The organism is Bacillus sp. SSR7 (assembly GCF_055902415.1).
In genome coordinates this window covers 735,557-760,269 of the sequence record NZ_JBVVXV010000001.1, presented here as the reverse complement: position 1 = coordinate 760,269, position 24,713 = coordinate 735,557, and the positions used below count along the sequence as shown (strand labels likewise).

Here is a 24,713-nt window from a genome sequence, read left to right as displayed (position 1 = left end):
GTTATGCACATGTTATCCGCAAAAAACGGGTAGACGTTACAGGGATTGTAATTGCTGTAACGGGAAGGGACTCAATATGGAAGAGAAAGTAGTTGGTTATGTACGAGTTTCAACAGAAGGACAAGTACGTGAAGGGTACAGCTTGGCGTATCAAGTAGAAGAAATTGAACGTTACTGTATGGAAAACAACTTACAATTGCTTCATGTATATGAAGATAGAGGACTAAGTGGCGCAACTGTTGATGAAAATGGATTAACAATTGAACGTGAAGGCTTGCAAGAGCTATTGTCAGATTTGGCGTATCAACAAGTGAGCCACGTGATTGTACTAAATACATCTCGGTTATGGCGCTCAGATATGGCAAAAGTGTTAATACAACGAGAACTAAAGAAACATGAGGTTGATGTGAAAGCAATTGAACAACCAAATTACAGTATATACACACATGACCCGAATGACTTTTTAGTAAATGGCATGTTAGAACTACTAGATCAATATCAACGTCTTGAGATTGCATTAAAGCTAAGTCGAGGTAGAAAGAAGAAAGCGGAACAAGGTGGATATGCAGGTGGCGGTGTGATGTTTGGTTACAGGGCAAACAAAGGACAGAAAGTATTAAAAGTAGATGCGGAGAAAGCGGTGGTTGTGCGTAGACTATTTGAGTTACGATACTTTTTTAGGCATTGGTCACTCTCTCAATTGGCAGAACGACTGAATGTAGAGGGTTATCGTACGGAGAAAGGAAAACAATTTACGAAAGTACAAGTGAAACGCATGTTAGACCGAGAGAGTTTTTATCGAGGGATATACACATATGGTCAAATACAGGCAAATGGGAAACATCCAGCAATTATTTTATAAACTCACTTAAAAAATTAGCTCATTTTACTATACATACTACTAGAGTGATGAAAAATGGATAGGCTTGCGTACCTATGCGCATCGGAAGATGAATGCTCGAACTAAGGTTGCCGACATTTTTATATATGACTAAATCATTGAATAGAGGGATGAGTTATGCATAATAGGCAGAACTATTTGTATGTAGGAGTAGATTTACATAAGGAGCAGCATACGGCTGTTATTATTAATTGTTGGCAAGAGAAACTAGGAGAAATACAATTTGAGAATAAACCATCTGCATTTTCGAAGTTTTTATTAGAAGTAGAGACATATGTGAGTGATGGATTATCAGTTGTATTTGGTTTAGAAGATGTTGGTGGTTATGGAAGAGCGTTAGCGAAGTATTTAGTAGATCATGAACGAGTGGTGAAAGAAGTAAATCCAGCTTTATCATTTTTAGAACGTAAAAGTGAGGAAAACAAAAGGACAAGCATTGGTATGTATTATGAGAAGACTTGTAAACATTGTATATGGCATGATGAAATATAAAACAGTTTATGAGTTGCCGGTAGTAGAGGAAAAAGAAGTAGTTTAATAAGGTTTTACATGGTTTGTTTTTTTATTGTGAGAGTTTAAGATTACAACATAGGGTACGGGTAATACTAGTAAGGCTGTTGATGATGTAGTTAAAGATGGTAGTCACTTTTTAGATTAATTTAAATTGAAACCTAATGTAAAATATGAAACGAATGGATATCTATATCAAACAGATGAACTAGGAAGAATTGAGAGAGCTTCTGGAGAATTAACGTTAGAGATGGGAGAACGTAATAATAGTAAGCATCAGCTAGCTGCTGGAGGAGAAGACCGAGTCAAAGCTCCTAGTACTCAAGGCGATTATGGTGGACATTTAATCGGTACGCAATTTAATGGATCTCCGCTAATTGATAACATAGTTGCAATGAATGGGAATGTTAATGTAAGTGCTTATAAAAAATTGGAATCTGCTTGGGCAAAAGCTTTAAGAGATAAGCGGGAAGTTATAGTTGATATTAGACCTGTATATGAAGGGAATTCTGTGAGGCCTGTTAGCTTTAACATAAAATATAGAATTGATGGAGAAAAATTTAAAGCTAGTTTGAAAAATGTATATGGAGGAAAGTAAATGAATACAGAGAACTTGGAAAGTATTTATCAAAAAGTAGCTATACAGTTAAACAATATTATTCCAGAACCATGGGAAAAAGTAATGGTATATTCAGAAGTTGAGAAATATAGTGATTCGACGGTATTTTTCTACTATCCAAAAAATAAGCAGGAGCCAATATACAGTTTAGATATTGAAGATATGGAAGGGATTGATGAAGAAGAGACTAATCGTCAATTAAATCTTCTTGACAGCCTCTTTAGAGAGTTATGGGAAGAATTTAAAAGAAATAAGCAGGAACCTTGGACTAATTTAACATTTGAGTTATATTCTACTGGTAAGTTTGATATTGAATTTGATTATACTTTATTAGATAAAGAAAATAATTATAATCATTATGAGAGATTAATTATATGGAAGTATAAAAAATTAGGAATTTCCCCTGATGCAAAGAGAGAAAGTGATGTGAAACTAATTAGAGAATATATTAATACACAAAAATGATCTCTACTAGAGTTATAGATATAAGGTGTTTGAAAATACATACTTCATGATGGTTGTACCATCATGGAGTACGGTGTGCAATGATAGAATAGAAAACGAGGTACGAGCTTAGGCGAAATGACATTTTACATGGCGGTGAATATAAACACATGGAGTGAGCATGAAGCTAACGAACTCGTACAAACTCGTAAGTTTTAACGTAGTAGTTATCATGACATGTAAAGGGTGTCATACTGTTACTACAAAACTTATAAATTTCCGCTACTTAAAAACATATGAACTTAAAGCACTTGATTGTCAATTATGGCAACAAGTGCTTTTTTGCATTTTAGTGTAGAAATAAGTTGGTAAACGTATAATTTTATAAGTGTATTAAGTGTTAAAATTTATAGATTGTAGTGGCTTTGTACAGTGTACGACATTACTAGAGAAAAAATTATTGTAAAAATTAAGGGTTGTATTATGTTTTGAAGTCATCGTAAAGTACGATTTAACGGTTGATGTAAGAGTACATCCAATAACAGGTGGAGTCGCCTACTACAGCGGTAACTAACGTTATTCAACAAAAAGAGTCATCGTAACAACAAGATAAAGATGATCCAGAAGAAGGTACTGCTGATAGTGATGATGATGACGGAGGATCATAAAAAGGTTTCTCAACAAATTTTAATATATCCCTTGACAGTTACAAATATAACCGATATACTTCATATTAATTTCAAAAGAAAATATATTCTAAATATTAAAATGTGTTGAATAGGAGTAGTAAGGTCGTATATTTGTACAGAGAGCTATGGGTTGGTGTGACATAGTCAAATGACATCCTGAACTCGCCTAGGAGCAGTAAGGTGGAACGGAATCACATTCTTAGTAAATCTTAACGGTTAACCTTCGATATTAGGTTTGTAATCAAACGATTACTACTAAGGTGGATTCATAATGGAATCAATAAGAGTGGTACCGCGTTAAGCAAATGGCTTAGCGTCTCTTTATATAGAGACGCTAAGCCATTTTTTATTTTATAGAAATAGAAATGGAGGGTTTATTTGAATTGGTCTATAAAATTTGTTTATTTATATAAAAAGATTTGGTTAGGAGGAAAATGAAATGAAACAAACGGAGCAATGGACTTCGAAATTAGGGTTTATAATGGCAGCGGCAGGATCGGCAATTGGACTTGGCGCAATATGGAAGTTTCCTTATATCGCCGGGAAGAGCGGGGGAGGAGCATTCTTTTTAATCTTTATATTATTTACTGTATTAATTGGATTACCACTACTAATAGCTGAATTTATGATTGGACGCAGTACGCAGAAACAAGCAGTTGGCGCATTTAAAAGTATTGCACCAAATACAGGATGGCACTGGATTGGACGCCTTGGTGTTGGAACGTGTTTTATATTACTTTCGTTTTATAGTGTTGTAGGTGGATGGGTATTCATTTATTTATTCAGAGGAGTAACGGGACAACTTATTACTCCAGGACAAAATTACGGTGCATTATTTACTGAAACAATTGGAAATCCGGCTTGGGCAATTATGGGACATTTCGCTTTTATGTTCATTACGATTTGGGTCGTATCAAAAGGTGTACAAAATGGAATTGAAAAGGCAAGTAAATATATGTTGCCAGCGTTGTTCGTTTTATTTGTCGCTCTTATTGTTCGTTCATTAACACTTGATAATGCAATGAAAGGTGTGAAGTTTTTCTTACAACCAGATTTTTCAAAGATTACTTCAGAAAGTATTTTGTTCGCAATGGGTCAATCATTCTTTGCGATTAGTATCGGGATTTCGATAATGGTCACATATAGTTCCTATTTAAATAAAAAAGAAAGTTTACCAAAATCAGCAATAACAATCGTTGGGTTGAATTTATTTGTTTCATTATTTGCGGGTCTTGCTATTTTTCCAGCTGTATTTTCATTAGGAATGGAACCAACAGAAGGGCCTGGATTACTATTTATCGTATTACCATCAGTATTTAGTCAAATTCCATTTGGTGGGTTTTTCTTAACAGTATTCCTTGCACTATTTACATTTGCGACATTAACATCGGCATTTTCACTATTAGAGACAGTTGTTTCAGCAGTAGCAAATGGCGAACAAGAAAGAAGAACAAAGTTATCATGGATGATCGGTTTCTGCATTTTCTTAGTAGGTATACCATCAGCGTTATCATTTGGAGTATGGAGTGATATTACGATTTTCGGAAAGAATATTTTTGATGCAGTAGACTTTTTATCTAGCAATATATTAATGCCACTTGGTGCACTATTCATTAGTATTTTTGTTTCATTTAAAATGGAAAAGAAGGTGCTAGAAGCAGAGTTTTTTGTAGGTGGTAATTATGGAAAGAAAGTATTTACTTGTTGGGCGTTTTTACTTCGATTTGTAGCACCACTTGCAATCATCATCGTCTTTTTAAATGTAATAGGGGTTATTTAATAATAAATGTTATAATATTCAGTGAAAAAGAAGGTGGTGATGTTTATGGCGAATTTGATAGAAACAGGAGAATATATAAATATTAGAGGGAAAAAGCTATACGTTGAAACGCATGGGAATCCTAAAAATAAACCAGTTCTATACTTGCATGGTGGACCAGGAGAAAGTTGTTATGATTTTTCATTTCATCAAGCAGAACGTTTAAAAAATTCTTTATATGTAATTATGATAGATCAAAGAGGGGTTTGTCGCGCAGAAGAAATTACTGAAGACGAAGCTTTTGGATTAAATGATTTGATTGAAGACTGTGAGGAATTAAGAAAATCATTACAAATTGAAAAGTGGTCTATAATTGGACACTCTTTCGGTGGATATGTAGCATTGCTATATGCGTCGATATATCCAAGTTCAATTGAGAAAATAATATTTGAAGGGCCAACTTTTGATTTTGCATTAACAAGCAGGGCTTTGTTGCAAAAGACAGGGTATTTATTAAAAAAGTATGGAAAAGAAGAAGGAGCAGAAGAGTCTTTTGCTTATTCATCTAGCAATGCGAGTTCAGAAGAGTTGTTAGAAGCTTATATAAGATTAAGTGATGAATTAGAAGAAAAAAGAATGGAACTTTACAATTATAAGGAAGATGTGACAGACGAGAGTTTATATAGTGATGAAGAGTGGGAAGAATTTTCAAATCGCTCCAAGATTCATTTTGATAAATTAAAATTAGAAGGAGCATTTCATACTTCATTATTACGAAAAATAAAAGATGTACAAAATCCAATGTTATTAATTGTAGGAAAACATGATGTAGTAACGTGTGAAAAACAAATTGAAATATTTAATAAAGATGCTCGAAACGGCAAGTATATTGTATTTGAAGAGAGCGGTCATTCACCTCATTATGAGGAAGCAGATAGATTCGCAGAAACAGTCATACATTTTTTGAAATGAAGAAAAGGGTGCTTCTATAAATGAGAAGCATCCTTTCTAAATTTCTGGATATGTAATTGTGACGTTAGGCCATTTACTTTGCCAATTCTTTTTCATAACTCTATTTTTGTACATATGTAATCGTTCTTTCGATTCAAGAAAATGAGCTGTTGGTCTCACTTGTAAGGAAAGTACATCTTCTATCCCGCACGGAGCTGTTAATATAACATTGTTTTTTTCGTCTAATGTAACTCCTAAAGACGTTGCTGTTTCAGGGAATTTAGAAATAGCATCAACAGAAGAAGAATACGGTGGCATATTATTTACTACATGCATACGAGCTTGATTCTTTACAGACCAAGGAATAGTAGCATCCATATTCATTAATTTCGTTTCTAATGATTGTTCGTATATCTCATCTTTATGTAGACTATCATAATAAATCACATCAACATCAGGCATAGTCGTTTTAGCTTCATAGTTATGTAAAGTATCCCAAATTTTAGAACGAATAAATCCGGCACAAATCCACCAATCAGGTAATTCTAGTGATTTTGCTATTTGTAATACATTCATCATCCATTCGTCGTTTTCTATTAAGCGAACTATATCTTGCTCTGTTTGTATTTTCATTTGATATCTCACCTTCTTTTTTAGAGAGTGCATTAATTCATAAGCTTTATAATCCATTTAATCCAGTAAGCACCTGGTATGAATAACAGTTGAGCTAGTAATGTACCAAAAAGTCTAGAAATCATTAGCCAAGCATACATTTTACTCATTGCTTCAGCACCTTCTTCTGATTGAAGAGCGCGCTCTGTTAAAAGAGCAATACGTGGATCTAATAGCACTGTTAATAAAATAGTAGCAAAACCATTAATAAGACCAGAAGCTGTAGTGGCTTTTGTTGCGAAAGCTGGAATTAAATAAGAAGCATATAATGCGGAAAGAACCCCCGCTGTATAAATAGCAGTAGAAAACATGTTAATAAGCATAATACGTTTTGGAATACCGCCGATACGCAGCCTATGAATCATTTCGAACTTTGGAAACCGTACATATTTTTTTGTGTACTTTAATTTTTGAATGTTATTCGTCTTCATCATTCGAATGAATGAACCATCTGTTTCAAAATTTTGAATGACGTATCCAAATAGTTTTGTCAAAGTTGGATATAGTATAATCGCAAGCAACGTACCAACAGAAGCCGATAATAGAACGAGTCGCATAATATTCTCTAAATCAATAGAAGAATCTAGTTTTGCTTCATCGACAATCCCGCCAAGTAAAAAGGCTTGTAGTAAGTTTGACGTTCTTGAAATGAGCAATACAATTCCTACGACAGATAATGCAACAGCGATCTTCTTTAAACGAACGCCTGCTAATCGAATACTATAAGAGCTTGTTTCAACTGCGTGGATTACAATTGTGAAAGCCATTATAAAAATTAACGTAATTGCCATTTGTTTCACCAGTTTCTATTAAAATAATTGTAACTTTTTTACTTTATCATATCTATTACATTTTGTAACTGAAAGTATGTGACATAGGAAAAGTAATTTTTCAGAAAAAAGATAATGATAGTATTATAATAGAAGGGAAAGAGGGGAGATCTGTTATAGGTTACTTATAAATTAAAACGAGTGGGGGATTGAAACGTGTACACAACATATTTATTTGATTTAGATGGAACATTAACGGATCCGAAAGAAGGGATTGTAAATTCAGTATTGTATGCATTAAAAAAGGTCGGCATTGAAGAATTACATATAAGCGAGTTAGATTCATTTATTGGTCCACCCATCCAGCAATCATTTGTAGAGAGATATAATATGAATGAAGGAGAAGTTGAACGAGCTGTTTTTTATTTCAGAGAATATTTAAAGCAACGTGGATTGTTGGAGAATAATGTTTACGAGGGTATTCCAAATCTTTTAAAACAATTAAAAGATACTGGAAATCGTTTATTTATAGCAACTTCAAAGCCTACTGTATTTGCGAAACAAGTGCTAGATCATTTTCAATTAACGGGATATTTCGAAGATATCATTGGAAGTAATTTAGATGGTACGAGAATAAAAAAAGAAGCAATCATTGCTCATATTTTACAAACAAATGAAAAACTTAATAAAGAAGAAATTGTTATGATTGGAGATAGAAAGCACGATATAATTGGTGCGAATCATAATGAAATTGCATCAATCGGCGTTTTATATGGCTATGGTAGTGAAACAGAATTGACCGAAGTTGGTGCGACTCATATCGCAAAGGATGTAAAAAAACTACACCATCTTTGTTTAGAAAATAGTTTGATAAAGAAGTAAATATAGAGACTAATAATCCCTTTATAACGTATGATGATGAAATCGTTTTTGTTTAAAGGGATTTTTTATATGTAATCGAATATGTATAATTAGACATTTTTAGCATGAAAAATTTGTATGAATAAGAGGAGTGATGTCAGAATCAAAGGATTAATAGAAATTTATCAATAAAAGTTTGAATTTTCAGTTTAAAGGAGGGGTATAATTGGAGCTAGTTATTATATTATTAGCACTTAGTTTACTTATGTTTGTAGCGTATAAAGGATTTTCTGTTATTTTATTTGCACCGATATTTGCATTATTTGCGGTATTTTTGACAGAGCCTAGTTTTGTATTACCTTTCTTTTCGAATATTTTTATGGAGAAAATGGTAGGTTTTATTAAACTATATTTTCCTGTATTTTTACTCGGGGCAATATTTGGGAAAGTAGTAGAAATGTCAGGGATTGCGGACTCAATTGCAAAGACAATTATAGAGTTAGTCGGTGAAAAACGTACAATATTAGCGATTGTATTAATGGGTGCTATTTTAACGTATAGTGGTGTTAGTGTGTATGTAGTAGTGTTTGCTGTATATCCGTTCGCAGCTAAGTTGTTTCGACAAGCGAATATTCCAAAACGTTTAATTCCTGGAACAATCGTTCTTGGAGCGGTCACGTTTACGATGGATGCGCTACCTGGATCACCACAAATTCAAAACGTAATACCTACGACGTTTTTTAAAACAGACATTTATGCTGCGCCGATACTTGGTATTGTAGGGGCAATTTTTGTACTTACGTTAGGTTTACTATATTTAGAGAGTAGACGTAAGAAGGCGAAAGCAGCTGGAGAAGGATATTTTGGTTTTAACGATGGGAATACGGAAATGGCAGCTTCTTTACAAGCAGAACAAAAAGATATGCAGCTGGTTAAAAATATTGAAATTACAAGAGCGCAGCAAGTAATTGCTTTTATACCACTTATTTTAGTAGGTGTAATGAATAAAGTTTTTACTATTATGATACCGAAGTGGTATCCGAATGGTTTTGATTTTTCTGCAATTGGTATGAAAGCATTTGGAAAAGTAGAATTAAGTGCAGTAGTTGGAATCTGGTCAGTAGAATTAGCACTTATCATAGGTATAGTAACAACGTTATTATTATATTGGAAACGAGTAGTAACAGGATTCCAAGCTGGATTGAATACAAGTATTGGTGGAGCGCTACTTGCGACGATGAATACAGGAGCTGAGTTTGGATTCGGTGGTGTTATCGCAGCACTTCCAGGTTTTGCGATTATGAGAGATGGCATTTCTGCCACGTTTACCAATCCGCTAGTGAACGGAGCAGTCACGACGAATATTTTAGCTGGCATTACAGGTTCTGCATCAGGAGGAATGGGAATCGTTTTAAGTGCAATGGGTGATAAGTTTATTGCAGCAGCTAATCAATTCGATATTCCGTTAGAAGTAATGCATCGTATCGTATCAATGGCATCAGGAGGAATGGATACATTACCACATAACGGAGCTATCATTACTATTCTTACAGTAACTGGGTTAACACATAAACAATCTTATAAAGATATATTTGCTATTACAGTTTTGAAAACGCTTGCTGTATTTTTAGTTATCGCGTTCTATACTTTAACAGGAATTTATTAAATAGATATTTTATAGACGAAAATATTAATTAGGGAAAGAAGAGGTGGAGTACTTGCAAGAAGTTGCTGAATTTCGTATGCCGAAGTCTGTATTATATGGAAGAAATTCGCTTGAAAAACTGGGGGAACAATCCAAGAAGTTTGGAAAAAGAGCTTTTATAGTAACTGATACAATTATGGAGAATTTAGGATATGTTGAGAGTTGTATACAACAATTAAATACAAAAGGTATTACCGTTATTACATATAATAAAGTAAATGCTGAGCCTACAAATATACACGTGTTAGAGGCGTTAACTATTTGTAAAGAGGAAAAGTGTGATTTTATTATCGGTCTTGGTGGTGGAAGTTGTATTGATGCAGCAAAAGCAGTTGCGGTGTTATATACAAATGGCGGAGAAGTAGAAGATTATGTCCAAAAGGATATGGAAATAGACAATGATCCGCTACCGCTCATTGCAATTCCAACAACTTCGGGTACTGGGTCAGAAGTAACAAGTGTAGCAGTAATTACGAATAAACGAACAGATGTAAAAATGATGATGAAACATCCGAGTTTTACCCCGCAAGTAGCGATTATTGATCCGATTTTAACACGTTCTGTACCACCTCATATTACAGCAGCAACAGGGATAGATGCATTATGTCATGCAGTCGAAGCATATATTTCTAAAGTTTCACAATCACTTACAGATGTACTCGCTCTTTCCGCTATTGAAAGTATTATGAAATATTTACGTATTGCATATGAAGATGGAGAGAATATGGAGGCAAGAGAAGCGATGATGATTGCTTCCTTACAAGCTGGAATTGCATTTTCAAACGCATCTGTTACATTAGTTCATGGAATGTCAAGACCAGTAGGAGCGTTATTTCATGTACCACATGGTATATCAAATGCAATACTATTACCTACAGTTTTAGAGTATACAAAAGTGAGTGCAGTAAAAAGACTAGCAGAAATTGGACGCTGTTTAAATAAAGATATGTATTCCTATTGTGATGAAGAAGTAGCCGATTACACGCTCGGGGAAATAAAAAAACTTTGCTTTGATCTTCGTATTCCAAATTTAAAAGAATACGGAATTGGTGAGGTTGAATTTGAAAAAGCTATTTCTAAAATGGCATCAGATGCAATTGAAAGTGGAAGTCCAGCAAATAATCCACGAGTACCATCCTATGATGAAATTAAACAGTTGTATCGAGAATGTTTTCATTATCGATATGAAGATTCTATAAAAACATTAGAGTTTTAATTTCAGAATATTCTTATAAAATTTCCTTGGAAATAGTTAAAACAAGACTTTATATTTTGAACGTAAAGTCTTGTTTTATTATGTATAATATACATAATAAAATGTTTGAATCAGGTTATAAAAATAGTGTGAGGTAGGTGTAGTAGTTATGAAAACAATAGGATTAATTGGTGGTATGAGTTGGGAATCAACTACTGAATATTATCGAATCATAAATGAAGAAATAAAAAAGAGATTAGGAGGGTTACATTCAGCAAAATGTATAATCAATAGTGTGGACTTTGAAGAGATTGAACGATTCCAGTCTAACGGAGATTGGAATGGAGCAGGAGAGGTATTAGGGAATGCAGCATATTCGTTACAGAGTGCAGGGGTAGATTTTATAATTATTTGTACAAATACAATGCATAAAGTAGTTGAGAAAATAAAGGAGAATATTCATATTCCAGTCTTACATATCGCAGATGCAACTGCGAAAGAAATTAAAAGAAAAGGTATTCAAACTGTTGGTTTACTTGGAACAAAATATACAATGGAGCAAGATTTCTATAGGTTACGCATAGAAGAAAATCATATAAATGTAATGATTCCATCAAAAAAGGATAGAGAAAAGATAAATAAAGTAATATATACAGAACTATGTTTAGGAAAGATAACATCTCAATCTAGAGAGTATTATAAAAAAGTTATAGAAGATCTAGTACAAGAAGGGGCACAAGGAATCATATTAGGTTGTACAGAAATAGGTTTATTAGTTAAGCAGGAAGACGTATACATTCCGATATTCGATACAACTCATATACATGCAGTTGAGGCAGTTCATTTCGCTTTACAAAATAGATTATAATTATATTATGTAACCTAATTCGTGTGTGTGGAAAACATTCAGAAAATATTTTATAATGTAAGTGGTTACATTGAAGGGGGAATGCGTATGTTTTCAGTTCAACCAATCGCATTTGTACATAATGAAAGAAAGGAAATAAAAGATGATGAGTGGGGAGAAGTAAGATCCTATATTACTTTAACTGAAATGTATACAGAGGAAAGTATACAAGGGATTGAAGATTTTTCTCATATTGAAGTAGTTTTTTATTTTCATAAAGTAACTGATGAACAAATTCAATATGTTGCTAGACACCCTAGAAATAATAATGATTATCCTAAAGTAGGCATTTTTGCACAGCGCGGGAAAAATCGTCCGAATCGCATAGGAGCAACAATTGTGAAGGTAATGAAAAGAGAAGGTAAATCAATTATTGTTCAGGGGTTAGATGCTATTGATGGCACCCCTATATTGGATATAAAGCCAATAATGAAAGAGTTTATGCCGAAAGAAGAAATTGTACAGCCTAAATGGGCAACGGATATAATGAAACAGTATTGGAAGGGGAATGGAGTAAAATGAGAATATATGAGGCAACAATTGCAGATTTAGATGGACTAGCATCAGTTTTTAATAACTATCGTATGTTTTATAGACAAGATTCCGATTTAGAAGGAGCAAAAGTATTTTTACGAAATCGAATCGAGAGAAAGGAATCCGTTATTTTCGTGGCAGTTGAAGACGGCGAATATATTGGATTTACACAATTATATCCATCATTTTCTTCTATTTCGATGAAGGAATTATGGATTTTAAATGATTTATTTGTACAAGCTACTAAGCGCGGGGCAGGAACAGGGAAAAAATTATTAGAAGCTGCGAAAGGATTCGCCTTAGAAAATGGTGCAAAAGGTGTAAAATTACAAACAGAGATTGATAATTTATCAGCACAGCGATTATATGCTGAAAATGGATATTTGAGAGATAATCGTTATTTCCATTATGAATTAACGTTTTAAATAATATTAGATTAAAAGAGGCGCTTTCATTTTGAAGGCGCCTCTTTTAATTTGCATTATAGTTGACTTAAAAGCCAATTTGTCGCATCTTCAAAGTTTTCTGCAATGTAGTTTGGTTCAATATGTGCCCACTTGTCTCGGTACGTATGTAAAGCGTCGTATCCAGCGCCTGTTCGTACTAAAATCGTTGTCGCATTCACTTTTGCTCCTGCAACGATATCAGTCCAGCGATCACCAATTACAGCACATTGTGTTAAATTAAGCCCGTGTTTTTCGGCTGCTTGTAGCAGCATGCCTGTATTTGGTTTACGACATTCGCAACCATCACCGTGTTTATGAGGACATACGTAAATATCATCAAAACCGAAGCCTTTTAATTCTTGTGAGAAATCGGCTATGGTCGCTATCCCATCCGCGATACCTGGTTGATTTGTGAAAGAGAAAATTTTTATATGATTAGCTTTTAATTTTTGCAGTGATGCTTTTGTAAAAGCAAATAATGTAAATGATCCTGGGTAATGTATGGTAGTATCGCCACCAATTGTACCGTCACGATCAATGAAAATTGCTTTAATAGTTGTCATAGTTATAGTCCTTTCTATTAACAAGTAGTTTAAAAATGTTTTACAAATCGATATCCATTCACTTCATATCCTAATTTTTTGTAAAAAGGATGAGCTTCTACTCTTTTTGTTCCACTAACTAGCCATGTGCCAATGCAATTATGCTTCTTTGCTAATTGCTCTGCGTAATCCATTAATACTTGCCCAATGCCTTTCCGTCGTATTGTAGAATCAACGCTAATAATTGAAATTTCCCCGTACCGAGTTACGTCTTCTAAATTTTCACGTATACGAAACCCAAGTAATCCACATATAGTTTCTTCTTCCTCATAAACATATAAAAAATCAAAAGGGCTCATTTGTACGAATTGCAACCGGTTGTTCATATCTTCATAGGAAATAGAGGAACCTTTTAATTCTTTCGTCAAAGAGCAAAGCGCATCTATATCGTCTATCGTAGCTTCACGAATTTGAAAAGACATATTATCCACTCCAATTAAATGTAATCAAACATTAAGTATTCTGTTAAAAAATATTTATTCCTGCTATGAAAATAAATATTTTATAATGATATATAGATAGTTATATGTTATTCTTTTCCTAGTTTGTATTGGAAATGGAAAGAAGGGGAATGTATGTTAGAAGTAAATATCCGTTCTGCTGGATATGAAATAGGTGAAAAAACAATTCAGGATATTGCCTTTTCGATTGAGCAAGGCGAATTAGTTGCTCTTATTGGCGCAAATGGTGCCGGGAAAAGTACAACGATTAAAACGATGCTCGGGTTACTTGTAAATGTGAATGGTGAAATATCATTTGGTGAAAAGAAAAATCCGTATGCATACGTGCCCGAACATCCAACTTATTATGATTATTTGACGCTTTGGGAACATATTGAATTATTAATGGCTGCTCGAGGGAACGAAGTAGGGAGCTGGGAACGGAAAGCGGAAGAGTTATTACATATGTTTCGAATGGATAAGCATAAACATGAGTATTTATCAAAGTTTTCAAAAGGGATGAAACAAAAATCGATGCTCATTTTGGCGTTTTTAACTGAACCAGATTTTTATATCATTGATGAACCTTTTATCGGTTTAGATCCAGTAGCTACGAAAGAATTTTTAAGTTATTTATTTAAAGAAAAAGAACGCGGGGCAGGAATTTTACTTTGTACGCATGTATTAGATACTGCTGAAAAAATTTGTGAGAGATTTTTACTCATTTCGCAAGGAACATTAGTCGCAGATGGGCATTTAGAATCTATCCAAGCGTTAGCGGAAATGCCGGATAGTTCATTATTAGACTGTTTTGATGTAATTGTAAGGCGTGAACAACATGATTAAACAACAATTTTATAAAAGATTGCGTTATGAACTAGGGCGCAAATGGAAGTCCATACGTTCTATAACGGATTGGACAGTTGCGCTATACATTATTATTCCAGCATTTATATTTATGGGGATTTATTATCGTTCACTATGGATGGAAGAATTATCGATGGGAGAAACGGTTTATTTCGGATTAGGTCTACTCGCATTTTATGTGATTACATATACAAGAGGAGTTCGCTCATTTTTTGAGCAAGCGGATAGTTTATTTTTAATTTCGTATCCCGCTCACATGCAAAAATTAATCCAGTATGGCATGACATATACGTTTATTCGAATAGCAATAACGAATGTAGTAATTGTTGTTGCGATGTTACCAGTGTTGATGAAAAGTATTGGAGTGACGAAGATACAAGTCGTATTATTTTGGCTATTCTTTACGTTATTTCGATTTCTGTTGTCGTTATTAACGAGATTTATTCATGTGCGTGTGGGGAAACGATGGTTACTATGGGTTATCAAAAATGTAATATTTTCTATAAGTCTATCATTTTTTGGAATAAGCCTATTTTTTATTTATAAAGATCCATTTTACTCTATACTATGTATCGGTTTAACAGTTTTTCTAATTATCGTATTGATAAAAGAAAAACTGAATTATAAAAATTCCTTTTTTAAAGAAGTTGAGAAAGAAAAAGAAGAAAGTATGCGCTGGACGAGCGGGATTATGCAAGTTGGTGGTCATGCGGCTAAACCGAGTAGTTCGAATAAAAAGGCGTGGATATTTCCGCGTTCTAAAAAGTTTTTAGGAAAGAAAAAGGATGCTCGTATTGTTGAATCCTTTTTAAAAGAATTTTTCCGTACAAGTAGTGCACGAATATTTTATATTCAAATTGTATGTATAAGCACTGTCAGTATTATTATGAGTCCGAAATGGATTGCCGCTATCATTCTTGCCTTTGCTTTATTTGCAATTTCCCGTTATGCGCGCGACTATTGGAATGAATTTACGAAAAAAATGTTTCTTCATTTATATTGTGATGAAGGAAAATTACTATTGTTAAGATGGAAGGTAAATCGATATTTATTACTTCCAGTAATCCTTTTATATGGATTGGTTATCCTTTCGCATTTTTATTTATTACCAGCTGTAATTGCCGGGATTATTTTCATAGTATGGATTGGTTGGATAGTATTCTTACCATAGAAAAAAGAGCCGAAAATTGGCTCTTTTTTCTAATCGGTAACACATTGATAAATAAAATATACTAAAACGAGTATGCTTGCGGCGGAATACATGACATCTAAAGTCATCGAATCTCCTCCTCATTATTATTGTATTTTTATTGTATGAAATCTTACAATTTCATATTCAAGTGAAAAATATGTGAACGTTAACAAATTTGTAAAGTGCAAAAATTACAATCATTTTGTATAATAGAGGAAACAACCGTTATATAAAATATAATGAGTGAAAGGGGAGGAAACATACATGCCAAATTGGTTTAGAAAAACCTTAGTCGCATTAATTACCGTATTTACATTTGGTTTAGTGACGCCTCCTTCCATATTGCTTGATAATGCCAAAGCTGCGGACAAGCCCACGAGCACAGCTGGGCAACAAAATTTGGAGAGTACGTCCTATACATATGAAGAAACGAATGACAGGTTAACCACCGATACTTTTATTACGTATGCAATGCAAGAAGCAGAGAAGCAGTCGATGCAAAAGTTTGGCACTAAAATTGGTCCAGTAATTGAAGATGAGTTTAAAGATGTAATATTACCGAAGATTGAAGAGGCAATTGCTGAACTAGCAAATGATGTACCGGAAGATTCGTTACAATCATTAGCGATTTCTCAAAAACCAGCTGGTGGAAATAATGAAAAGATTTTTCACGTTTACGATACGAAAACAGGAAATGACTTATTGCGTTTCCACGTAAGAAGAGATCATCCACCGCAAGATGGGTATTATTTTAATTTCCACTATCACCGTTTTGATGATGGGTACTCAGGACATCATGAGTTAGGAAATATTTATTGGAATACGAATGTGCCGCCAAAATGGCTTTCTTAAAAAGAACGAGAGAAATCTTGTTCTTTTTTTTGTTTATAGAAGGGTAAGACGACTATGTTGTTGAATAAAATAGGTTTAGAAAAAGAAGTAAAGGGAGTAGGACAATGCAAAAATATATTGTTTTTGACTTTGATGGCACATTAGTAGATTCACAAAATATATTTGTACCAATTTATAATCAACTTGCTGAAAAGCACGGATATAAAACGGTAAGGGAAGAAGAAATTGAGTATTTACGTAAATTAACGATGCCAGAAAGATGTAAACAACTTGATGTACCGCTGTATAAACTACCAATATTAGCGCTGGAGTTTTATAAATTGTATCAACCTGCCATAAAAGATCTTATTTTGTTCCATGGGATGAAGGAAGTGTTAGATGAACTACATAAAAAAGGTTACGGAATTGCAGTCATATCATCGAATTCAGAAGAGCACATTCGGGCATTTTTACACAATAATGGTATAGAAAATATACAAGAAGTGTATTGTTCTAAAAATTTGTTCGGTAAAGATAAAATGATTAAAAGGTTTTTAAAATCGAAAAAGATAACGGAGAAAGATATGTTATACGTTGGTGATGAACAGAGAGATGTAGCGGCTTGTAAAAAGGCAGGGGTGGATGTAATATGGGTATCTTGGGGATATGATGTCATTGAAACAGTGAAAAAGGATGCACCAGATTATATGGTCAATACACCTATGGAAATTGTACAAGTAGTACAAGGGGCGTATTCTTAATATGAATACACTTCGAGCAGGTATTCATCATATGGAATTTTGGGTAGCGAATTTAGAGGAGTCTATTTCTTTTTACGATATGTTGTTTTCCATAATTGGATGGAGAAAGTTAAATGAAGTATCATATAGTACGGGAGAAAGTGAAATATATTTAAAGGAAGTAGACGAGGAAATCATAAGGACGCTAGGTCCTAGACATATTTGTTACCAAGCTATTCATAGAGAAGTAGTTGATGAGGTAGCAGAGTTTCTTTCTAGTACGAAAATAAAGATAATACGTGGTCCGATTGAAATGAATCATTATTCGAAAGGGTACTATACGATTGATTTTTATGATCCGAATGGGTTTATTATAGAAGTAGCTTACACACCAAATGTAGAAATGTAAGGGGAATAAACATGAAGACAATTACAGCATGGCAAAATAATATACAAATAGTAAAAGGTGCAGTGGATATTAAGGAAATTTCTAAAGGTTTTTCGCCTGATAAGAAATATATCATTACAAGTGGGAATAATGAAAAATATTTATTGCGGACGGGCGATATAAAAGAGTATGAAAGAAAGAAAATAGAGTTTCAAATTTTAAATGAAATGAAAAACTGTAGTGTGCAAGCGCAAAAACCAATTGAAATGGGGTTGTTGGCAGAAGAAGGTTTATGCTATGGCATTTTTTCGTATTTAGAAGGGGAGGATGCGAAGAAGCTATTGCCTACATATTTACCAAAAGAACAATATGAAATTGGTATAGAGGCAGGAAAAGATTTAGCAAAAATGCATACATATGAAGCTCCTAATGATATACTTCCATGGTATGAAAGAGCAATGAAAAAACACCAAAAATATGTAGAGGCATACAAAACATGCGGAATAAAAATAAAAAATGATGATAAAATCATTAAGTTTATCGATGAAAATGAAATGTATTTACAAAACCGACCAAATCGATTTCAACACGATGATTTTCATTTAGAAAATATAATTGTACGGGATGGGAAGTATGTAGGTGTTGTTGATTTTAATGGTTATGATTGGGGCGACCCACTTCATGATTTTGTAAAAATAGCACTATTTGCAAGAGACATTAGTATTCCGTATTCAATCGGACAAATAGAAGGATACTTTAATGGGAGAATACCAGAGGAGTTCTGGAAATTATATGCAGTGTACGTTGGCATGACAGTTTTCTCTTCAGTTGTCTGGACATTACGAGCAGCACCACATATGTTAGATGATATGCTAGAGCGTCTTACTGTAGTTTTAGAGGATCATAAAGACTTTGAGCTATTAAAGCCAATTTGGTTTCAACCAGAAAAAATTGATATAAAAAATAAAAGGCAGGTGTGAATCACATCTGCCTTTTATTTTTTACCATTCTTCGTTTTGAAGTAGTTCCAATGCTAATTTTAAATCCACATCTTCTTGTATATGTTCTGGAGTCCACGGGATATGTATATGTGGTTGTATACCAATTCCGGACATTCCTTCGCCTTTATCTATAATGGAAAGTCGTGAAGTAGGGTAGTAAAGAGCGAATGTATCAGCCCATTCCATTACTGCTAAATTAGAATAATCATTTACACCAGCAGTAGGACGACCTATTACTTTTACTTTCAATGATTTTTTTGCAACTTCCACAAAAGAATCGCCAGAACTCCCACATGTAACATCTGTTAATATGACCACTCTACTAGGTGATTTTCGTCCGTGTATTTTTAATGATTGAAGTTCTTTTGGTAACCCAGAGGTATCAAATGTAACGAATCCTTTTTTATAATTCTTTTTTAAATCTTGAATAAACATATTAGTGAATAATTTGGAAAGTTCGTCTAAAGAATCATAATCTTCCATTTCCATTTTCATGTCTTTCATACGTAAATGAAAGTTTCGTTCTGTATGATTTAATTGCATTGTATCAGAAGAATCGAAAAGAGAAATCTCTTTGTCTTCAAATAAGTAAGGAAGTAGGTTGGAAAATGTATCATCACTCCCGCCACGATTTAATCGCACATCTATGATTAAATTCGGAAAAGCATTAAGCTCATCTTTGTGTGAGTCTAATAATGTATTGATAGCTTCAGCATTTGCGAAGTCCGTCAAAGTAATTAAGAGAGTATCTTTATTATATTTTTCTAATGAATATATAGGTGTATATTTGCTCTGTTTATACTTTTGTAAAGTAATTGTGTGGGTCAATCCATTTTCATCTATAAGTGTACAATTTGAAAACTTTGATAAAACATATCCCCATTTTTCACGTTCATATGAATTCTCATTTAAATACTTCTTATATTTTATTAATAAATCAGGGATTTTCATATTGTCTAATGCAAGGATAGCTTGTCCTTTTTTTACTCTTTTTTCAGCTGAAGTAGATGTAATATATAAGCGATCTTCGTATCTTTTCACTTGGAAGCCAACATTGTTAAGAGGTTGATCGCTAGTGATAATTTTGAAAAACATATGATTGTCTTTATAGTCTAGTAAGTAATCATTTACAATTTCAGTGAATTGTACTGGTGTTAGTTCTCCTTGTCTCTCTAGTTTCTCGATTGTCTGTAAATAAGTAGTGGGATCGTCCCATCCTTTTTTATCTATACAACCTGAATAATCGTGATGAGTAATTGAAACAATTTCTTTGAAAATTCCTGTATACACGGCTTTTCCCCCTGATAATTTAATTAGTTAAATAATAGAATTCCGTATCCTTTACGTATTATCCTTTATTTGGATGGAGATTGTAATGAAAAATAGAGGGAAGTGTTATCGTCCCTCTATTAAAATATTTATTTTATTTTCTTAAATGCAAGCGGCTGAGTACTTAGCATAGCTGGTACATGTAACTGAAGGGATGGGAATTCACCGTTCACATTCATTTCATATGCAAATAATAGATTCATCTTCATTTGGAATAAGTCAACTTTTGCAGAGAAGATGTCGTAATGATGATGCGTTAATTGAATGTCCATTTCCATGAATTGCACAAATAATGAATCATCACGCTTGTATACTTGTAATGTTCCGTATGCAGGATGTTCGAAAGTACCAGTATAATCCTCTAATTTGTGAGAAGGTGTAGTCCCTTTCATCTGTTCTGGAATGGATTCAGTTGCTTCTTTCATCATTTCCTTCATTTTTTCAGTATCTTCTACAGCGCGTTTATGCCAATCAATGGATTCTAATTCAAGTAGTTCGTCATAAATTTGATTAGCGAGATAAGTAGGAAGTAATGTGCCTCCAGCATTCGTTAAAATGACAAGGCCGATGTTTTCTGTTGGTATGAAAGAAACAAGCGCTGAAAATCCATCAATATTACCACCATGATGAATCACCTTATTACCACGATAAGCGCTAATAAACCAACCAAGGCCGTAACTATTTAATGGAGATTCAGGAAGTGATAAAACTGGTTGATCTGGAATGGAATTGTGCGGTGTATACATTTGTTGTAATAATTCAGGAGAGATTAATTCATGCTCTCTAAATTTTCCTTGTTTTAAGTGAAGAAGGACCCAATTGGCCATATCTTCAATTGTAAAATTAATACACCCAGCAGCGCCAACGGTATCGATGTTACGGAATGGAACTTCTTTTATTTCACCATCATTTTCAATGTAAGGTAAAGCATAATCATCTGTAGTTTGTGAATCTATAACAGAGAAGTTTGTTTGATTCATATTTAAAGGCTCTAAAATATGTTCTGTAGCGTATTGCTCCCACGTTTGATTCGTAATGTTTTCTACAATATAACTAATTGTCGCATACATTAAGTTGTTATATAGAAATGAAGTTCGAAACGGTGCATCAAGCGGTAAATGTTTTATTTTTTCGACAAGATCTTTTCGAGATAAGGAAGAGCTGTACCAAAGAGCGTCATGACGACTTACCCCAGTACGATGAGAAGCTAAATCTCGTCCTGTAACTTGTGAGCTAGCAAGTAGTTCAGATAAAGAGAAGTTAGGTATATAGGACTGGACAGGAGCATCCCAATTAAACTTTTTTTGCTGTGCTAACAAGCTTAATGAAAGTGTGCCAAAAGCTTTCGTTGAGGAACCGATTGCAAATCGAGTACTCGGTGTAACAGCGTCTTTTGTCTCTAGATTGCGATAGCCAAATCCTTCTGAAATAATAACTTCACCGTCTTTTATAATAGCTACAGCAGCTCCCGGAACGTTTAAATCCTTCATCATTTTTTCAACCGTTGTTTGTAAAGAAGTCATAACAGGCGTTTCAATTTTAGACATACTTCTAACCTCCAAATATAATTTTTGTTCTACCGCACTATACTTTCGGTAATAGAAAATAAAAACCTTTATAAATATGGAAAGTTAATAATTTTGTAAGGATGAATAAAATTATTGTTTATTTAGAATTTTGTTTTTATTATAATTAATTTAAATTAAGATTTAGAAAAGATGGTGAAGAAGTGTGCTAATAATAAAGAAATTGCGCTGTGATAATAAAAATAATCCGATAGGTATAGATTCGAAAGTTGTTAAAATTAGTTGGCAACTCGAGTCGAATAACCGAAATGTAAAACAACTTGCGTATCAATTGCAGGTTGCGAAGGATAGAGATTTTGAGATTATAATGTTTGATTCGCAAAAAGTAGAAACAGATCAAAGTTTACATATACCAATCAATTCATTTTCATATAGTAGGGAAACACGCTATTTTTACCGAGTGAAGGCATGGGATAATCATGAAGAAGAGTCGTCTTGGTCAGAAGTAGCTTTTTGGGAGACTGGCTTACAAGGGCAAGCTAATTGGAGTGGAAACTGGATTGCTGCGAAAAAAGAACGCACGCAAGTTATGTCTTTTCATAAAAGCTTTTCTATTAAAAAATTAGTTAAAAAAGCACGTTTATATATCACTAGTTTAGGATTATACGAGGCTTCTATAAATGGAGAGCGTATTGGAGATTGTTATTTTACCCCAGGATGGACAAGTTATGATAAGAGAGTGTTGTATCAAACGTATGATATAACACATGTATTAAAGATTGGGCAAAATGATATTTCTATTCTAGTAGGTAACGGCTGGTATAAAGGGCCGATTACCATGCATCATGTACGTAATTATTATGGGGAAAGACGTGCAGTAATTGCTCAAATACATATAACATATGAAGATGGAACGAAAGAAAAAATTGTAACAGATGAAACATGGAAAGTAACGCCAAGCCCTATTTTGTATTCGGAAATTTATGAAGGAGAAGTTTATGATTCTAGACTAGAAGAAAGTGAACAAGTGCTAGAAGATGTTGAAGTAATTGAGCATTCCAAACAAATAATTGTTGCACAAGAAAATGAAGCGATTCATAAAATGAAAATTATAAAACCAATCGCTATTTCAAAACTACCAAATCATGAATGGCTTATTGATATGGGGCAAAATATGGTAGGTTGGGTTCGGTTTAAAGTCCGTCATGTTTATACTGGACAAAAGATAGAATTGCAGCATGCTGAAATATTAAATAAAGACGGTAGTTTTTATAATGGAAATCTCCGCAAGGCAAAACAAAAAATAGTGTATATAGCAAAAGGAGAAGAGGAGGAAATGTTTGAACCTCATTTTACCTATCAAGGCTTTAGGTATGTGAAAATAAGTGGGGTAACCCAGCCGCCTCAAATAGGAGATTTTGAAGGGATTGTATTACATACAGATATGGAAAAATTGACTAAATTTGAAACGTCTAATCCATTAATCAATCAACTTCATCATAATGTAGAATGGTCTCAAAGAGGAAACTTCTTTGACGTGCCAACAGATTGTCCGCAGCGAGATGATCGACTTGGATGGACAGGAGATGCACAAATGTTTATTGGGACAGCTACGCAAATTATGAATGTGCAATTGTTCTTTAAAAAATGGCTCCAAGATTTATCATTAGATCAAAATGTTAATGGGGCTGTGCCGTTAGTTATTCCAGATGCGTTTGGGAAAAGAGCGGATTTTGATCTGGATACTTCTGGCGGTTGGGGCGATGCAGCAATTATTTGTCCATGGGTTCATTATTTACATTACGGAGATGTATCGATTTTAAAAGAACAATATGACAGTATGAAGAAGTATATAGATTACATACGTTCACAAGGTGAAAATGAGTATTTATGGGATACAGGCTATCATTTAGGGGATTGGCTCGCATTAGATACGAAACCTGATGTATATGAAGGCGGAACAGACAAGCATTTTATTGCGACAGCTTATTATGCGTATTCTACATCGCTTTTACGAAAGGTTGCTGAGATTTTAGGTAAAAATACAGATGCTAAGTTTTATGCAGAGCTACATGGAAATATTGTTCAAGCGTTTCAAAATGAATTCGTTACACCAAATGGTAGGTTAATTTCAAATACACAAACAGCCCACATATTAGTACTTCTTTTTGAACTAGTGAAAGATAATGTGAAGGAGAAAGTATTTAATCGATTAATTGAGCTTTTAAAAGCAAATAAAAATCATTTAACAACAGGTTTTATAGGAACACCGTATTTAAATTTAATATTAAGCAAGTTTCACCGTCATGACCTTGCTTGTAAGCTTCTATTTCATGAAGATTATCCATCATGGTTATACCAAGTGAAACAAGGTGCCACAACGATTTGGGAACATTGGGATGGCGTGAAAGAGGATGGGACACTTTGGAATGATAGTATGAATTCGTACAATCATTACGCATATGGTTCTATCGTTGAATGGATATACCGATATATTGTTGGATTAGAAGTGGATGAAACAAAACCTGCATATAAACATTTTTATGTACAACCACATTTTGACTCGAATTTAGAATGGATTAAAGTAAAACGTGAGACAGCTTATGGAGAAATTAAGATTGATTGGCGTGTGGAAAAGGAACAAGCCTTTTTACATGTTTCCATACCACCTAATACGAGTGCTACATTACGGATAGATGAAATGAATTGGAAAGCAGAGCATACTATTGAAAAGGAATTAGAATCAGGCGATTATAAATTTACATTTTGTAAAAATATAATGAGGTAGAATTCTGTTAATATAGAAAAATTTAATATTCATTATGAATATTAAA

The 24,713-nt window shown here is 33.7% G+C and carries 24 protein-coding genes, 1 pseudogene and 1 other annotated feature; of the genes and pseudogenes, 19 read left to right on the top strand and 6 right to left on the bottom strand.

Annotated elements, in window-relative coordinates:
• Nucleotides 1-76 precede the first annotated feature (76 nt).
• The 6 genes and pseudogenes from AC0NJG_RS03780 to AC0NJG_RS03755 all read left to right on the top strand — a co-directional run bounded on the left by AC0NJG_RS03780 (nucleotide 77) and on the right by AC0NJG_RS03755 (nucleotide 5,894).
• Nucleotides 77-862: a recombinase family protein gene (locus AC0NJG_RS03780; RefSeq protein WP_474062859.1), complete on the top strand. Its 786-nt coding sequence runs from the start codon at nucleotides 77-79 to the stop codon at nucleotides 860-862.
• Between the two features lie 156 nt (nucleotides 863-1,018).
• Nucleotides 1,019-1,318, top strand: a pseudogene (locus AC0NJG_RS03775) (IS110 family transposase); the annotation flags it as partial.
• Nucleotides 1,319-1,565: 247 nt separating this feature from the next.
• Nucleotides 1,566-2,009 (top strand): DNA/RNA non-specific endonuclease, encoded by a 444-nt coding sequence (locus AC0NJG_RS03770; RefSeq protein ID WP_087952382.1) that lies wholly within the window; start codon nucleotides 1,566-1,568, stop codon nucleotides 2,007-2,009.
• On the top strand, nucleotides 2,010-2,495 hold the full coding sequence (locus AC0NJG_RS03765) for an immunity protein YezG family protein (protein WP_474062858.1): 486 nt from the start codon (nucleotides 2,010-2,012) through the stop codon (nucleotides 2,493-2,495).
• Nucleotides 2,496-3,238: 743 nt separating this feature from the next.
• Nucleotides 3,239-3,487 (top strand) — a binding site (T-box leader).
• Nucleotides 3,488-3,602: 115 nt separating this feature from the next.
• Complete coding sequence (locus AC0NJG_RS03760; protein ID WP_087994852.1) at nucleotides 3,603-4,943, top strand: sodium-dependent transporter; 1,341 nt, start codon at nucleotides 3,603-3,605, stop codon at nucleotides 4,941-4,943.
• A 45-nt stretch (nucleotides 4,944-4,988) separates the two neighbouring features.
• Nucleotides 4,989-5,894, top strand: a complete 906-nt coding sequence (locus AC0NJG_RS03755) for an alpha/beta fold hydrolase (RefSeq protein ID WP_308901458.1) — start codon at nucleotides 4,989-4,991, stop codon at nucleotides 5,892-5,894.
• A gap of 36 nt (nucleotides 5,895-5,930) precedes the next feature.
• On the opposite strand, the gene AC0NJG_RS03750 is transcribed toward AC0NJG_RS03755, so the two are convergent.
• Entirely contained in the window at nucleotides 5,931-6,506 is a 576-nt protein-coding gene (locus AC0NJG_RS03750) for a nucleotidyltransferase family protein (protein ID WP_308901456.1), read from the bottom strand.
• Between the two features lie 32 nt (nucleotides 6,507-6,538).
• On the bottom strand, nucleotides 6,539-7,336 hold the full coding sequence (locus AC0NJG_RS03745) for a lipid II flippase Amj family protein (protein ID WP_087994850.1): 798 nt from the start codon (nucleotides 7,334-7,336) through the stop codon (nucleotides 6,539-6,541).
• Nucleotides 7,337-7,531: 195 nt separating this feature from the next.
• Between AC0NJG_RS03745 and AC0NJG_RS03740 the strand changes: the two genes are divergently transcribed.
• The 6 genes from AC0NJG_RS03740 (at nucleotide 7,532) to AC0NJG_RS03715 (ending at nucleotide 12,942) form a co-directional block, all read left to right on the top strand.
• Nucleotides 7,532-8,197, top strand: a complete 666-nt coding sequence (locus tag AC0NJG_RS03740; RefSeq protein ID WP_087952388.1) for an HAD family hydrolase — start codon at nucleotides 7,532-7,534, stop codon at nucleotides 8,195-8,197.
• A 205-nt stretch (nucleotides 8,198-8,402) separates the two neighbouring features.
• A complete protein-coding gene (locus tag AC0NJG_RS03735) occupies nucleotides 8,403-9,842 on the top strand; it encodes a GntP family permease (RefSeq protein ID WP_070805909.1) in 1,440 nt (479 codons plus the stop codon).
• Between the two features lie 52 nt (nucleotides 9,843-9,894).
• Nucleotides 9,895-11,097 carry an alcohol dehydrogenase EutG gene (eutG, locus tag AC0NJG_RS03730; RefSeq protein ID WP_016717364.1) on the top strand — a complete coding sequence of 401 codons (1,203 nt, stop codon included), beginning with the start codon at nucleotides 9,895-9,897 and terminating at the stop codon, nucleotides 11,095-11,097.
• A 148-nt stretch (nucleotides 11,098-11,245) separates the two neighbouring features.
• The gene (locus tag AC0NJG_RS03725; RefSeq protein ID WP_474062857.1) at nucleotides 11,246-11,944 is read left to right on the top strand and encodes an aspartate/glutamate racemase family protein; all 699 of its coding nucleotides are present in this window, start codon (nucleotides 11,246-11,248) and stop codon (nucleotides 11,942-11,944) included.
• Nucleotides 11,945-12,031: 87 nt separating this feature from the next.
• Nucleotides 12,032-12,505, top strand: a complete 474-nt coding sequence (locus AC0NJG_RS03720) for an SAM-dependent methyltransferase (protein WP_087952391.1) — start codon at nucleotides 12,032-12,034, stop codon at nucleotides 12,503-12,505.
• Complete coding sequence (locus tag AC0NJG_RS03715) at nucleotides 12,502-12,942, top strand: GNAT family N-acetyltransferase (RefSeq protein WP_087952392.1); 441 nt, start codon at nucleotides 12,502-12,504, stop codon at nucleotides 12,940-12,942. Before AC0NJG_RS03720 ends, AC0NJG_RS03715 begins: the two co-directional genes overlap by 4 nt.
• Nucleotides 12,943-12,998: 56 nt before the next feature.
• Here AC0NJG_RS03715 and AC0NJG_RS03710 read toward each other — a convergent pair whose 3' ends face one another.
• Nucleotides 12,999-13,526 carry an HAD-IIIA family hydrolase gene (locus AC0NJG_RS03710; protein ID WP_474062856.1) on the bottom strand — a complete coding sequence of 176 codons (528 nt, stop codon included), beginning with the start codon at nucleotides 13,524-13,526 and terminating at the stop codon, nucleotides 12,999-13,001.
• 29 nt (nucleotides 13,527-13,555) lie between these two features.
• Nucleotides 13,556-13,987 (bottom strand): GNAT family N-acetyltransferase, encoded by a 432-nt coding sequence (locus AC0NJG_RS03705; RefSeq protein ID WP_071717057.1) that lies wholly within the window; start codon nucleotides 13,985-13,987, stop codon nucleotides 13,556-13,558.
• Between the two features lie 153 nt (nucleotides 13,988-14,140).
• On the opposite strand from AC0NJG_RS03705, the gene AC0NJG_RS03700 reads away from it, so the two are divergent.
• The 6 genes from AC0NJG_RS03700 to AC0NJG_RS03675 all read left to right on the top strand — a co-directional run bounded on the left by AC0NJG_RS03700 (nucleotide 14,141) and on the right by AC0NJG_RS03675 (nucleotide 19,003).
• Complete coding sequence (locus AC0NJG_RS03700; protein ID WP_087952394.1) at nucleotides 14,141-14,851, top strand: ABC transporter ATP-binding protein; 711 nt, start codon at nucleotides 14,141-14,143, stop codon at nucleotides 14,849-14,851.
• On the top strand, nucleotides 14,844-16,043 hold the full coding sequence (locus AC0NJG_RS03695) for an ABC transporter permease (protein WP_474062855.1): 1,200 nt from the start codon (nucleotides 14,844-14,846) through the stop codon (nucleotides 16,041-16,043). The genes AC0NJG_RS03700 and AC0NJG_RS03695 overlap by 8 nt, the downstream gene beginning before the upstream one ends.
• Nucleotides 16,044-16,328: 285 nt before the next feature.
• Complete coding sequence (locus tag AC0NJG_RS03690; RefSeq protein ID WP_001134413.1) at nucleotides 16,329-16,916, top strand: YpjP family protein; 588 nt, start codon at nucleotides 16,329-16,331, stop codon at nucleotides 16,914-16,916.
• A gap of 104 nt (nucleotides 16,917-17,020) precedes the next feature.
• Nucleotides 17,021-17,656 carry an HAD family hydrolase gene (locus tag AC0NJG_RS03685; RefSeq protein ID WP_087952396.1) on the top strand — a complete coding sequence of 212 codons (636 nt, stop codon included), beginning with the start codon at nucleotides 17,021-17,023 and terminating at the stop codon, nucleotides 17,654-17,656.
• Between the two features lies 1 nt (nucleotide 17,657).
• Nucleotides 17,658-18,044 carry a VOC family protein gene (locus tag AC0NJG_RS03680; protein WP_474062854.1) on the top strand — a complete coding sequence of 129 codons (387 nt, stop codon included), beginning with the start codon at nucleotides 17,658-17,660 and terminating at the stop codon, nucleotides 18,042-18,044.
• An 11-nt stretch (nucleotides 18,045-18,055) separates the two neighbouring features.
• Nucleotides 18,056-19,003, top strand: a complete 948-nt coding sequence (locus tag AC0NJG_RS03675; RefSeq protein WP_087994844.1) for an aminoglycoside phosphotransferase family protein — start codon at nucleotides 18,056-18,058, stop codon at nucleotides 19,001-19,003.
• 21 nt (nucleotides 19,004-19,024) lie between these two features.
• Here the strand turns inward: AC0NJG_RS03675 and AC0NJG_RS03670 are convergent, their stop codons facing one another.
• A complete protein-coding gene (locus AC0NJG_RS03670; RefSeq protein ID WP_474062853.1) occupies nucleotides 19,025-20,314 on the bottom strand; it encodes a S41 family peptidase in 1,290 nt (429 codons plus the stop codon).
• A gap of 128 nt (nucleotides 20,315-20,442) precedes the next feature.
• Nucleotides 20,443-21,900: a serine hydrolase gene (locus AC0NJG_RS03665; protein ID WP_474062852.1), complete on the bottom strand. Its 1,458-nt coding sequence runs from the start codon at nucleotides 21,898-21,900 to the stop codon at nucleotides 20,443-20,445.
• Between the two features lie 184 nt (nucleotides 21,901-22,084).
• Here AC0NJG_RS03665 and AC0NJG_RS03660 point away from each other — a divergent pair, with 184 nt between their 5' ends.
• Complete coding sequence (locus AC0NJG_RS03660; protein ID WP_474062851.1) at nucleotides 22,085-24,667, top strand: family 78 glycoside hydrolase catalytic domain; 2,583 nt, start codon at nucleotides 22,085-22,087, stop codon at nucleotides 24,665-24,667.
• Nucleotides 24,668-24,713 lie beyond the last annotated feature (46 nt).